The sequence below is a fragment of the Aeromonas sp. genome (assembly GCF_050633025.1).
Taxonomy (GTDB): Bacteria; Pseudomonadota; Gammaproteobacteria; order Enterobacterales; family Aeromonadaceae; genus Aeromonas.
This window is the reverse complement of record NZ_JBODRQ010000104.1, coordinates 1-12,588: the sequence shown is the minus strand read 5'-3', so window position 1 is coordinate 12,588 and position 12,588 is coordinate 1. Positions and strand designations below refer to the sequence as shown.

13 protein-coding genes and 1 pseudogene are annotated in these 12,588 nt (G+C 60.7%); 5 read left to right on the top strand and 9 right to left on the bottom strand.

The features are described from left to right. The 5 genes from ACRAUW_RS13545 to ACRAUW_RS13525 all read right to left on the bottom strand — a co-directional run. The coding region (locus tag ACRAUW_RS13545) for an ABC transporter ATP-binding protein (RefSeq protein WP_431362692.1) at positions 1–662 on the bottom strand (662 nt) is incomplete at its 3' end. After that, positions 655–1,794: an efflux RND transporter periplasmic adaptor subunit gene (locus ACRAUW_RS13540; RefSeq protein ID WP_431362691.1), complete on the bottom strand. Its 1,140-nt coding sequence runs from the start codon at positions 1,792–1,794 to the stop codon at positions 655–657. The genes ACRAUW_RS13540 and ACRAUW_RS13545, both read right to left, overlap by 8 nt. A gap of 190 nt (positions 1,795–1,984) precedes the next feature. Continuing rightward, a complete protein-coding gene (locus ACRAUW_RS13535; protein WP_431362690.1) occupies positions 1,985–2,410 on the bottom strand; it encodes a DUF6691 family protein in 426 nt (141 codons plus the stop codon). A 13-nt stretch (positions 2,411–2,423) separates the two neighbouring features. After that, on the bottom strand, positions 2,424–2,837 hold the full coding sequence (locus ACRAUW_RS13530; RefSeq protein ID WP_021231150.1) for a YeeE/YedE family protein: 414 nt from the start codon (positions 2,835–2,837) through the stop codon (positions 2,424–2,426). Further along, the gene (locus ACRAUW_RS13525) at positions 2,837–3,151 is read right to left on the bottom strand and encodes an ArsR/SmtB family transcription factor (protein WP_431362689.1); all 315 of its coding nucleotides are present in this window, start codon (positions 3,149–3,151) and stop codon (positions 2,837–2,839) included. The genes ACRAUW_RS13530 and ACRAUW_RS13525 overlap by 1 nt, the downstream gene beginning before the upstream one ends. 88 nt (positions 3,152–3,239) lie before the next feature. Between ACRAUW_RS13525 and ACRAUW_RS13520 the strand changes: the two are divergent. Both ACRAUW_RS13520 and ACRAUW_RS13515 read left to right on the top strand, forming a co-directional pair. Further along, a pseudogene (locus tag ACRAUW_RS13520) lies at positions 3,240–3,323 on the top strand (YgaP family membrane protein); the annotation flags it as partial. A gap of 37 nt (positions 3,324–3,360) precedes the next feature. Further along, positions 3,361–3,486 (top strand): hypothetical protein, encoded by a 126-nt coding sequence (locus ACRAUW_RS13515; RefSeq protein ID WP_431362688.1) that lies wholly within the window; start codon positions 3,361–3,363, stop codon positions 3,484–3,486. A 2-nt stretch (positions 3,487–3,488) separates the two neighbouring features. Here ACRAUW_RS13515 and dnaJ read toward each other — a convergent pair whose 3' ends face one another. From dnaJ to grpE, 3 genes are all read right to left on the bottom strand, one after another. Next, positions 3,489–4,631, bottom strand: a complete 1,143-nt coding sequence (gene dnaJ / locus ACRAUW_RS13510) for a molecular chaperone DnaJ (protein ID WP_033136595.1) — start codon at positions 4,629–4,631, stop codon at positions 3,489–3,491. 101 nt (positions 4,632–4,732) lie between these two features. Then, positions 4,733–6,661, bottom strand: coding sequence for a molecular chaperone DnaK (gene dnaK / locus ACRAUW_RS13505; RefSeq protein ID WP_431362687.1), 1,929 nt, complete (start codon positions 6,659–6,661; stop codon positions 4,733–4,735). Between the two features lie 298 nt (positions 6,662–6,959). After that, positions 6,960–7,535: a nucleotide exchange factor GrpE gene (gene grpE, locus ACRAUW_RS13500; protein ID WP_431362686.1), complete on the bottom strand. Its 576-nt coding sequence runs from the start codon at positions 7,533–7,535 to the stop codon at positions 6,960–6,962. A 292-nt stretch (positions 7,536–7,827) separates the two neighbouring features. On the opposite strand from grpE, the gene nadK reads away from it, so the two are divergent. Continuing rightward, on the top strand, positions 7,828–8,712 hold the full coding sequence (gene nadK / locus ACRAUW_RS13495) for an NAD(+) kinase (RefSeq protein WP_421320076.1): 885 nt from the start codon (positions 7,828–7,830) through the stop codon (positions 8,710–8,712). On the opposite strand, the gene ACRAUW_RS13490 is transcribed toward nadK, so the two are convergent. Next, the gene (locus ACRAUW_RS13490) at positions 8,709–9,650 is read right to left on the bottom strand and encodes a LysR substrate-binding domain-containing protein (RefSeq protein ID WP_431362685.1); all 942 of its coding nucleotides are present in this window, start codon (positions 9,648–9,650) and stop codon (positions 8,709–8,711) included. The two genes, nadK and ACRAUW_RS13490, sit on opposite strands and share 4 nt — an antisense overlap. A gap of 162 nt (positions 9,651–9,812) precedes the next feature. On the opposite strand from ACRAUW_RS13490, the gene ACRAUW_RS13485 reads away from it, so the two are divergent. Both ACRAUW_RS13485 and recN read left to right on the top strand, forming a co-directional pair. Continuing rightward, a complete protein-coding gene (locus ACRAUW_RS13485; protein WP_431362684.1) occupies positions 9,813–11,126 on the top strand; it encodes a 6-phospho-beta-glucosidase in 1,314 nt (437 codons plus the stop codon). A 140-nt stretch (positions 11,127–11,266) separates the two neighbouring features. Next, on the top strand, positions 11,267–12,588 hold a 1,322-nt coding region (recN, locus tag ACRAUW_RS13480), incomplete at its 3' end, for a DNA repair protein RecN (protein ID WP_431362683.1).

The window sequence follows — 12,588 nt, the reverse complement described above, 5'->3', positions numbered from 1 at the left end:
CGGCCATCGTTCATCAGGATCCGCCTGCCCGCCCGTTCACCGAGGCGCGGATCGTGGGTCACCACCACCAGCGTGATCCCCTGCTCCCGGTTGAGCTCCTCCAGCAGGGTAATCACCTCCTCCCCGGAGCGGGAGTCGAGATTGCCGGTGGGCTCGTCGGCCAGGATCAGCCGCGGCGCCATTGCCATGGCCCGGGCGATGGCTACCCGCTGACGCTGACCACCAGAAAGTTCGGCAGGGCGGTGGTCAGCCCGATTGGCCAACCCCAACTCCCCCAGCAACTGCTGGCTGCGGCGATGGCGCTCGGCAGGGGCAATCCCGCACAGCATCAGCGGCAGCTCGACATTTTCACGGGCGGTGAGGCGGGAGATAAGGTGAAACGACTGGAACACAAAGCCGATGCGATGGCCGCGCAGCTGGGCCAGCGCCGGTTCTGACAAGGTGGCGGTGTCCTCCCCTCCCAGCCAGTAACACCCCTCATCGGGCCGATCCAGCAGCCCCAGCACATTGAGCAGAGTCGATTTGCCGGAGCCCGAGGGGCCCATCACCGCCAGATACTCCCCCTCGGCAACCCGCAGGGAAACGCGATCGAGGGCTGCCACCTCGCTCCCCCCCAGAGTGAAACGTCGGCTGACGGCATCAAGGCGAATGAGATCACTCATCCGTCTGCTCCGTGGCGGCGCTGAAAGGGCCCTCCCCGACAATCTGTCCGGGCTGGGCTGCCAGCCGATCACCGGCAGCGAGCCCCTCGGCCACCTCAATCCAGTTCCAGTTCTCCACGCCCCAGCGAGGCATTACCCGCACCAGCTTATCCCCTTCCAGCCGCAGCACGCTGCCATCATCGGCCCGGCTGCTGGCCGCCACCCGCAACACATCGGTGGCGCGGGTCACCTCGACTTCAAGGTCGGCGCTGTAGCCGATAAGCAGGGGCACATCGGTGGGCAGGGCAGTGAGCGCCGCCTCCACCTCCACGGTGCGGGCCTGCTTCTCCAGCTCCTTCACATAGGGGGCGATGCGGGTGACGGTGGCGGCAAAATCGCGCCCGGGCATGGCGTCGAGCAGTACCCGGGCAGACTGGCCCACCTTGAGGCGGGCAGCATCCACCTCATCGATGGGGGCTGAGACATACAGACAGCGATCGTCGATGAGATCGATAACCGGGGGCATGGCCACTCCGGGCGGTGAGGGGGTCATGTATTCGCCCAGCTTGCTGTTGACCTCCGCCACCACTCCGGCAAACGGCGCCAGCAGGCGGCGCTCGCTCAGGCGAGCCTCCACCTGGGCGACCTGCGCCTCGTCAACCCGCTCCTGCTGACGGGATGCCTGACAGACATAGCGGCGGGTATCGGCCAGATTCTGGGCCTGCTCGGCGAGGGTGCGGGAGGTGAGGTTTTTGGCCAGCAAGGTGGCCAAGCGATTGGCCTCCCGCTCGTAATAGGCCGCTTCGCTGCAACGCTCCTCGCGCTGGGTCTTGCCGAGCGCCTGCTGGGCGCGTGCTCGGGCGAGATCGGCGTGAATATCGTCACTCCAGAGGGTCAGCAGCAGATCTCCCCGGGCTACCCGCTCCCCGGCCTTGACGGCGATCTGCTCCACCACGCCGCCACCGGGCAGACTGAGCCCGGCCCGCTGACACGACTTGATGGTGCCAGCCCGGGTATTGACCACAGTGACCAGCACATCCCCCCGCCCGACCTCAGCCAGCCTGATCGGCGTCGGCTGCGGTCGCCACCACCATGCCAGAGCAGCCACCGCCACCACGGCGCCACTTCCCCACCACAACCAACCTCTCTTCATCGCGCATCCTTTCGCTTTGGCCCCAGTCACTGACGACGAAATGGCGGGGCACATTTTATGCCAGCGTATCACCATCTGGGTGATATGAGTGGAGAGCTGGATCCCGAAAAGAGATGGCCTACGAGTCGAGGGATAATCCCGCCACACACAATCCAGACGCAAAAGGCATGGAGGGCCAGAGCACTCGTTTCTAACGACTCAGCCCGTTGGCAAGAATACGATCGAACAGCACAATCCCGACCACCATGGCAGCAATGAACAGCAGGATCAGCGGCTGACCGCTTGTGATAAGACTGAGCGCAGGACCAGGGCAGACCCCCGCCAGCCCCCAACCGATGCCAAACAGCGCGGCCCCGCCGATCAGACGGCGATCCAGCCTGGGGGCAGGGACGGCGGCGATGGGCTCACCCAGCACACTCTGGTGGCGGGGTTTCACCAGCAGAAAATAACCCGGCATAAAGACCAGCAGGGCCCCCCCCATCACGAAGGCGAGGCTGGGATCCCAGGCCCCGGCCAGATCGAGAAAACCGGTAACCCGGGCGGGATCCACCATGCCGGAGATGGCCATCCCCAGCCCGAACAACACACCCGCAAACAAACTTGTCAGCAACTTCATGGCGATCAGCCCCTTACAGCAGATGATGAGTGACGAAGACGGTGATAAAGCCTGCCGCCATAAAGGTCAGGGTGGCGACGATGGAGCGCAGGGAAAGCCGCCCCATGCCACAGATGCCGTGGCCACTGGTGCAACCATTGCCAAGACGGGTACCGACCCCGACCAGCAGACCGGCCAGTAGCACCACCGGCCAGCCGGGCAAGGTGGTGAATGCGGGCATGCTGGCCCAGCCCAGGGTCAGCGCCAACCAGGCGCCCGCCCCCAGCCCCAGCAGAAACAGCACCCGCCAGGGCGCACGGTGTTGCAGTGCACCGGCCAGAATGCCGCTGATCCCGGCAACCCTGCCGTTGAACAACATCAGGATCAGGGCCGACAGCCCCGCCAGCATGCCGCCGCCCAAAGAGAGCAGCCATTGGCTTTCCATCATCAAGATTCCTTATTTTCTGAGTGACAAAAATGGGTTTGCAGCGCCCCCAGCACATCGGCGGCCGCCTCGCTCACCAGCGAGTAGTAGATCTGCTGGGAAACCTTGCGCGAGCGGATCAGGCCGTAGCGCTTCAATACCGAAAGTTGCTGGGAGAAGGCCGACTGCCCGAGTTGGCTATGGGCCAGCAGCTCCCCGACCCCCTTCTCCCCCTCCACCAGCTGGCAGAGCACCATCAGGCGTTCGGGATGAGCCAACGCCTTGAGCAGGGAGGCGGCGGCTGTCGCATGTCTGTTCATCTCGTCGAATTGGCGCATAAGAGTAAATTAGCAATTGCTGATATTTGTTCTATTGTATAAAACAACACTAAATTAGCAACACCTAAAGTAGATAGGGAGAAGGGCCATGACAGTAGATAACGGAGTCAGAATCGTCGCGGGTTGCATGTTGCAGCTCTCGCAGATCCTTACAAAGCGGATTTATCCTGGCATTACCTGATCGCCTCCTGGATGAGCTGGATGCCCTGATGCAAAAGCTGGCCATCCACCCCCCATATCAAGCAACTGTTCTGGCGCGCCAGCACCACGGATTGACAGCAAAAGACCAAAAAAAGAGCCGGCACAAGGCCGGCTCTGTTTATTCGGGTGGCTGAAATCAGCTGGTCAGATCGTCGAAGAAGCGTTTCACCCCTTCGAAGAAGCCTTCCGATTTCGGCTTGTGGGTCTTGGCAGCGGCACCGCTGAACGACTCGTCCAGCTGGCGCAGCAGCTCTTTCTGCTGCTCGGTGAGGTTGACCGGCGTCTCGATCACCACCTTGCACATCAGATCCCCTACCTGACCGGAGCGCACTGACTTCACGCCCTTGCCGCGCATGCGGAACATCTTGCCGGTCTGGGTCTCCGGAGTGACCTTGAGCTTGACGCGGCCATCCAGGGTCGGTACTTCAATCTCGCCACCAAGGGCGGCTGCGGTGAAGCTGATGGGCACTTCGCAGTAGAGGTTGTTGCCGTCACGCACGAAGATCTCGTGCTCTTTGACGTGCACCTGTACGTAGAGATCCCCTGCCGGCGCCCCCGCTTCCCCCGCTTCCCCTTCGCCGGAGAGACGGATGCGATCGCCGGTATCGACGCCCGCCGGAATTTTCACCGACAGGGTCTTGGTGCGCTGGTAGCGACCTTCACCGTGGCACTTGCGGCACGGGTCCTTGATGATCTTGCCGCGACCATGACAGTGCGGACACGCCTGCTGCACCGCGAAGAAGCCCTGACGCATCTGCACCTGGCCGGAGCCGTGGCAGGTCGGGCAGGTCTGGGCACTGCTGCCGGTGTGGGCACCGGAGCCGTTACAGACTTCACAGTGAACCAGGGTCGGCACCTTGATCTCCTTGGAGACCCCGCGTACCGCCTCTTCCAGCGTCAGCTCCATGGTATAGCGCAGGTCGGAGCCACGGGCCGGGCCACGACGGGCACCACCACGGCCACCGCCGAAGATGTCACCGAATACGTCACCAAACATGTCGGCGAAGTCGGCATTGCCGCCAAAGCCACCGTGACCGCCACCACCCTGGCTCGGGTCAACACCGGCATGGCCGTACTGGTCGTATCGGGCACGCAGGTTGGCATCGGTCAGGACCTCGTAGGCTTCCTTGACCTCTTTGAACTTCTCTTCGGATGCGGCATCACCCTGGTTACGATCCGGGTGATACTTCATGGCCAGGCGCTTGTACGCCTTCTTGATCTCGCGATCGTCGGCATCTTTCGCCACACCCAGTACTTCGTAGAAATCGCGCTTCGACATACTCATCCTGTGGTTACGCAGACGGGCGTTGGTTACCCAACGCCCGTGAATTCATTGACCAAGCCGATGGGCGAAGCGGACTCCGCCCATCTGGGTAGGGCTTACTTCTTGTCGTCTTTCACTTCTTCGAACTCGGCGTCGACTACGTCGTCGTCAGCCTTGGCAGAAGAGGAGGACTGACCGGCATCAGCACCGGCTGCACCCTGGGCCTGAGCCTGCTGCTGGGCAATTTCCATCAGCTTCTGGGACGCTTCCAGCAGAGCCTGCTGTTTGGCTTCGATAGCAGCCTTGTCGTCACCCTTGATGGCCGCTTCCAGCTCGCTCAGAGCGGCTTCGATCTTGCTCTTCTCGTCGGCAGGCAGGGCTTCACCGGCTTCGGTGATCTGCTTGCGTACGGAGTGGACCAGACCATCAGCCTGATTGCGAGCCTGCACCAGCTCTTCGAACTTCTTGTCCTCGGCCGCATTGGCTTCGGCTTCGCGTACCATGCGCTCGATCTCGTCATCAGACAGACCAGAGGAGGCCTGGATGGTGATCTTCTGCTCTTTGTTGGTCTCTTTGTCTTTCGCGGAGACGTGCAGGATACCGTTGGCATCGATGTCGAAGGTCACTTCGATCTGCGGCAGACCGCGCGGTGCCGGACGGATGCCTTCCAGGTTGAACTGGCCCAGAGACTTGTTGTCGCTGGCGCGCTTGCGCTCACCCTGCAGCACGTGAATGGTCACGGCAGACTGGTTGTCTTCGGCAGTGGAGAACACCTGGGACTTCTTGGTCGGGATGGTGGTGTTCTTCTCGATCAGCGCAGTCATCACGCTGCCCATGGTTTCGATACCCAGGGAGAGCGGGGTAACGTCCAGCAGCAGTACGTCGGTCTTGTCACCGGACAGTACGGCACCCTGGATGGCAGCACCCATGGCCACGGCTTCGTCCGGGTTGACGTCTTTACGCGGCTCTTTGCCAAAGAACTCGGCAACGGTCTTCTGAACCAGCGGCATACGGGTCTGACCACCCACCAGGATCACGTCGTCGATCTCGCCAACTGCCAGACCGGAGTCTTTCAGGGCGACACGAACCGGCTCCAGAGAGTCCTTCACCATGTCTTCTACCAAGGATTCCAGCTTGGCGCGGGTCACCTTGATGTTCATGTGCTTAGGACCGGTGGCATCTGCAGTGATGTACGGCAGGTTGACGTCGGTCTGCTGGGCAGAAGAGAGCTCGATCTTGGCTTTCTCGGCGGCATCTTTCAGACGCTGCAGAGCCAGCTGGTCGTTGCGCAGGTCGATGCCCTGCTCACGCTTGAACTCGTCTACCAGATAGTTGATGACGCGGTTGTCGAAGTCTTCACCACCCAGGTGGGTGTTACCGTTGGTCGCCAGTACTTCGAAGGTGGTTTCGCCTTCAACTTCGTCGATCTCGATGATGGAGATATCGAAAGTACCGCCACCCAGGTCATATACGGCAACCTTGCGCTCGCCCTTGACCTTGTTCACGCCATAGGCGAAAGCAGCTGCAGTCGGTTCGTTGATGATGCGTTTTACATCCAGACCGGCGATGCGACCGGCATCCTTGGTAGCCTGACGCTGGGCGTCGTTGAAGTAGGCCGGAACAGTGATAACGGCTTCGGTTACCGGCTCGCCCAGGTAGTCTTCGGCGGTCTTCTTCATCTTTTTCAGCACTTCGGCAGAGATCTGCGGCGGCGCCATTTTCTTGCCCTTCACTTCAACCCAGGCGTCGCCGTTGTCAGCTTTGGCGATGGCGTACGGCATGATTTTCAGGTCACGCTGCACTTCTTCATCTTCAAAACGACGACCGATCAGACGCTTGATAGCGAACAGGGTATTTTTCGGGTTGGTGATGGCCTGACGCTTGGCCGGCTGACCAACCAGGATCTCGCCATCATCGGCATAGGCAATGATGGACGGAGTAGTACGATCGCCTTCTGCGTTCTCGATCACGCGAGCAGTGTCGCCATCCAGAATAGCGACGCAGGAGTTGGTAGTACCCAGGTCAATACCGATGATTTTACCCATTTGACGAATCTCCAAATACTTTGAATAAACTGGCGAGGAACTCGCCTTAATGCGTTAACGGCTAGGTGGGGGCTGCCAATCTGGCTTTCAAGCTCCCGGCATCAAATTTTTTGTGCCGCCGTGGCCTTGCAACCTATATGGGGTCGCCAGACGCAGCTTCAAGCCCCAACCCTAAAAAACCACACCCTTTGTCATGGTTGCGCAGTCACGTTGAGCCGTTAAACCTGGCAAGATGAGCAGGTGCTGCACTGCGAAACAAAAAGCCCGCCACAGGGCGGGCTCGGGCACCCACAGCCAATCAGTCGACCGCTTTGGCGATCATCACCATGGCCGGACGGATCACCCGACCGTTGAGGTCGTAGCCCTTCTGCATCACGGCAATGACGGTGTTCGGGGCCACATCGGCACTCGGTACCATGCTCATCGCCTGATGGGCGTTGGGGTCAAACGGCTGGTTGAGCGGGTCAAGCGCCACCAGACCGAACTTGGCCACGCCGCTCTGCATGGATTTCAGGGTCAGCTCGACACCTTCGATCATCGGCTTGAGGGCATCGTTCTCCTTGTCGGCCAGTTCGATGGCACGCTCAAGGTTGTCCAGCACCGGCAGCAGTTCATTGGCGAACTTCTCCAGAGCGAATTTGTGCGCCTTCTCCACATCCAGCTCGGTACGACGGCGCAGGTTCTCCATCTCGGCGGCGGTACGCAGGGCGCGTTCACGCTCTTCCGCCGCTTTTTGGATGGCGGTTTCCAGCTGCGCTTCCAGTTCGGCAATGCGGGCCTGCTCGGCTGTCACTTCACTGTCTACATCGGTCGGCTCGACTGGCTGGGCTTCCACTTGCTCCATCGCTTCAACCTTTTGCTCTTCGTGGTTCATGACATCTCCAATTCCGGGGTTACTTATGAGGGCCCTGACGTCTGGTTGAGCGACCGGACGACAACAGACCGACTATGTTGGCGCTATTATGGGGATGCATCCCCGGCTTTCAAGGGGTAAAAGGCCAATCAGGGGGGATGATCTGCCGCAAGCGGCTGTTTATTGGCGTTGCAGCTCACCCTTTAGCCAGCTGACTCAATGGGATAGCCGCCCCCGTCACACGGGAGAGCGTCACAAGCGGGGCAAAGCACTGTATACTGGCCCGCAATACCCATCCCAGACCCGACAGACTATGGATTCTCCGTTCAAAACCATCGCCCTGATTGGCAAACCTCACCATGAAGGGGCCAACCAGACGCTGACCGGCCTGCATCAATACCTGACCGCCCGCGGTTTTCGGGTACTGGTGGAGAGCCGGGTCGCCCAGACCCTGAGCATCCTCGATGAAAACGTGATGGATCTGGTGCAGCTGGGCCAGCAGACCGATCTCGCCATCGTGGTCGGCGGTGACGGCAACATGCTGGGAGCCGCGCGGGTGCTATCGCGCTTCGATGTGGCGGTGATCGGGGTCAACCGGGGCAACCTCGGTTTTCTGACCGACCTCTCGCCACAGGATTATCTGCTGCCGCTGGAGCAGGTGCTCTCCGGTCACTACAAGAGCGAACACCGCTTCCTGCTGGAGGCCTCGGTCTATCGCCACGGCGAGCGCAAGTCGAGCAATCTGGCGGTGAATGAAGCAGTGCTGCACCCGGGCAAGATCGCCCACATGATCGAGTTCGAGGTCTATATCGATGGCAGCTTTATGTATAGCCAGCGCTCGGACGGCATCATAGTCGCCACCCCGACCGGCTCCACCGCCTACTCCCTGTCGGCAGGTGGCGCCATCCTCACCCCCAAGCTCAACGCCATCACGCTGGTGCCCATGTTCCCGCACACCCTGAGCAGTCGCCCCATCGTGCTCGATGCCGACAGCGAAGTGCGCCTGCTGGTCTCGCCGGACAATCAGGACGATGCCATGCAGGTGAGCTGTGATGGCCAGGTGACACTGGCGGTCCATCCGGGGGACGAGATCCTCATCAAGAAGAGCCACCACCAACTCCATCTGGTGCATCCCCTCGACTACAGCTACTTCCACGTGCTGCGCAACAAGCTAGGCTGGGGCAGCAAGCTCTTTTAATCTGTGGGATCGGACTGCGCCGCAGTGCTCTGGCTGAGCACCACCTCGCTGCGCAGCCAGTCGCTGAAGGCGCGAAAACGCGGCCGCTCGCGGTTCTCCCGCGGCGAGATCAACTCGTAATTGCGCCCGGCCGCCACCGCCGGGCCACCTACCGCCACCAGCGCGCCCTGTTCCAGCAAGCCACGCACCAACACTTCCCGTCCCATCGCCACCCCCATGCCTCCTTGCGCGGCTTGCAATGCCATCTGATAGTGATTGAAACCGTAGTGGCGCTGTTCATAGGGCAGTGTCATGCCAGTACCATCGCACCAGAGCCGCCACTCCGAGAAAAGTTGCTGCACATCGGTCGACTCCGAGGCATGGATAAAACAGGCCTCCGCCAGCTGGGACGGATCCGCCAGCAATCCGAATCGCTCGGCATAGGCGGGGGAGCAGACCGGTATCAGACGCTCCTCCATCAGCAGCTCCCGGTGCAGATCACTGCAACGGGTTGCACCGTAATAAATGGCCAGATCCACCCGCTCCTCGTTGAAATCCACCGCCCCGGCACGAACCCGCATCATCACATTCAACCCGGGCCAGCGCTGCTGGAAGCGCGGTAATCTGGGCATCAGCCAGTTGAGCCCCAGCGTCGGCGCAACCCCTACATGGAGTGTGCCGCGCAGATCCTGAGCACGGATATCTTCAATCTCCTCGTTGATCTGGCGCAGGGAGTGGCTCAGGGTCGCCAGCAGTCGTGCCCCCTCCTCCGTCAATTCGAGCTTGCGGGTCAGGCGAATAAACAGGCGAAACCCCAATAACCCCTCCAGATGGCGAATACGATGGCTGATGGCCCCCTGGGTAAGATTCATCTCCTCTGCCGCGCGGGTGAAGCTGAGGTGGCGGGCCGTGCTCTCGAAGGTGTGCAGCAGGGCAAGGGTGTTCTGTTGAACCAGCATGGATAACCTCGTGATGACGCGCGTTGCGGTGCAGGCCATCAGTATGCCATTTCCCCTTATGGATTAAACAGACTAATCCATACTGCCCCATATTTCGTTTGTCGGCCCGCCCTGGCCCCTCTTTAATAGGGTCAAACCCTATCCCTGTTAATGAGGTGGACAATGAAAAACGGACTCAAGATTGTGGTCATCGGCGCCGGCTCCAGCTACACACCGGAGCTGATCGAGGGATTGATCCAGCGCCAGCACGAGTTACCGCTGCGCGAACTCTGGCTGGTCGACATAGACGATGGCCGCGAAAAGATGGAAATCATCGCCGCCCTCACCCGCCGCATGCTGGCCAAAGCCGGACTGGGGGTACGGGTTGAAACAAGGCTGGATCGGGAAGAGGCGCTGCGCGATGCCGACTACGTCTGCTCCCAGTTTCGTGCCGGGTGCCTGGAAGCCCGTATCAGCGATGAGCGGATTTCGTTGAAATATGGCCTGATTGGGCAAGAGACCAACGGACTCGGCGGCTTTGCCAACGCCTGCCGGACCATTCCCATCGCCCTGCAGATCGCCGCCGACATGGAGCGCCTCTGCCCCGATGCCTGGTTGCTCAATTTCACCAATCCGTCGGGCATGGTGACCGAAGCCGTCTTGCGCCACAGCAAGATCAAGGCGGTGGGCTTGTGCAACGTGCCGGTGATCATGCAAAAAGGGGTCGCCACCCTGCTGGAGAGCCACAATGAGCAGGAGTTCATCATGCAGGTGGCGGGACTCAACCACTTTATCTTCGTGCGCCAGATCCAGCATCAGGGCAAGGATAAACTCGGTGAGGTGATTGCCCAGCTCGCGCAAGGGCAGGATCCGCTGGTTCCACGCAATATTCCTCCGTTTGCCTGGCCCAAGGATCTGCTGGCCAATCTGGGCATGATCCCCTGTGCCTATCTGCGCTACTACTACATGAGTGACGATATCCTCAAGCAGGAGCTCGGTGAGGCCAGTGGCGAAGGAACCCGGGGTGAGGTGGTCAAGGCCATCGAACATCAACTGTTCGATCTCTATCGCAACCCGGATCTCGCCGAGAAACCGAAGGCACTGGAAGGACGCGGCGGCCAGTATTACTCGGAAGCAGCGTGCGAACTGATGAGCGCCATCCACAACGACAAGCGCATCATCATGCACGTCAACACCCGCAACAATGGCACCATCAACGGCCTGCCAGATGAGTGCGCGGTGGAAGTGAGCTCCCTCATCACCAAATCGGGCCCGCTGCCACTCAACGTGGCCCCCTTCCCGCAAGACACCTTGCGTCTGCTGCAATTAATGAAGGAGTTCGAGCAGCTCACCATCGAGGCCGCCATCACCGGCAACCGCCATACCGCCTGGCGCGCCCTGGTGCTCAACCCGCTGATCACCAGCGGAAGTCGACTGGAACAGGCGCTGGACGAGGTGATCACCGCCCATCCGGATCTGATGTCAGCCTTTCACTGACGCTCACCTTGTTGCACTCCCACAGGCCACCACTCTGGTGGCCTCTATTCGTTAAAAATGGTGGCGCCCTCTTTACTGTATATAAGACCAGTATATACTGGATGCATACACAGTAATGTTGACCTATACAGGATGAGACCATGCTGACCCAGCTGACCGTCAACAACTTCGCCATCGTCAAGTTTCTCGAACTCGATCTGCAACCGGGCATGACCTGCATCACCGGTGAGACCGGTGCCGGTAAATCCATCGCCATCGACGCTCTCGGTCTCTGCCTCGGAGAGCGGGCCGAAGCCGGCATGGTGCGACCCGATAGCGACAAAAGCGAGGTCAGCGCCCGCTTCCTGCTGGACAACAACCCGGCCGCCCGCGCCTGGCTCGCTACCAACGAACTGGAAAACGAAGGTGAGTGTATCGTGCGGCGAGTCATCTCCGCCGAGGGTCGCTCACGCAGCTATATCAACGGCGTGCCCGTCCCGCTCACCCAGCTCAAGAATCTGGGCCAGCTGCTGGTCAACGTGCACGGTCAGCATGCCCACCAGATGCTGCTCAAACCCGACTACCAGCTCGCCCTGCTCGACGGCTATGCCGGTCATCATCTGCTGCTGGGCGACGTGCGCCAGCACTATCAGCAGTGGCGCCAGCTGCAAAACGAGCTCAGCCGGCTCAAGGCCGAGCAGCAGCAGCGGGAGGCACGTCGCCAGTTGATCGAGTATCAGGTGCAGGAGCTGGATGAATTTGCCCTGCAACCCGGAGAGTTTGAGGAGATAGAGGAGGAGCACCAGCGTCTCGCAAACGGCACCGAGTTGATGCAGGAGTGCGGCGCCTGCCTCGATCTGCTCTATGACAACGAAGAGACCACTATCGCTGGCCTGCTGCAATCGGCCGTCGATCGGGCCGAGGGGCTGGTCAGCATGGACAGCCGCCTCACTCCGGTACTGGAGATGCTGAACGAAGCGCTGATCGGGGTGCAGGAGAGCCACAGCGAACTGCGTAGCTATCTCGATCGGCTGGAGCTGGATCCCGAACGTTTTAACGAGCTGGAGGCCCGCCTCTCCAAGGCGATCAATCTGGCCCGCAAGCACCATGTCAAACCGGCAGACCTGGCTCAGTACCATCAGGAGCTGGCCTCTGATCTTGCTCGCCTCAACTCCGATGAGGAGCGGTTAGAGGGGATGGAAGATGAGCTGGCCGAGGCCCGTCAGGCTTTTGTCCAGGCCGCCGAAGCCCTGAGTCAGAGCCGTCAGCGTTACGCCCAGGAGCTGGGCGCCAAGGTAACCAGCAGCATGCACGAACTGGCGATGCCCGATGGCCGCTTTGCCATCGAGGTGCGCCCCGATGCCCAGAGCAGCCTCTCTCCGCTGGGTATAGATCGGGTGGAATTTATGGTCACCACCAACCCGGGCCAACCGATCCAGCCGCTTGGCAAGGTGGCCTCAGGCGGTGAACTGTCACGTATCAG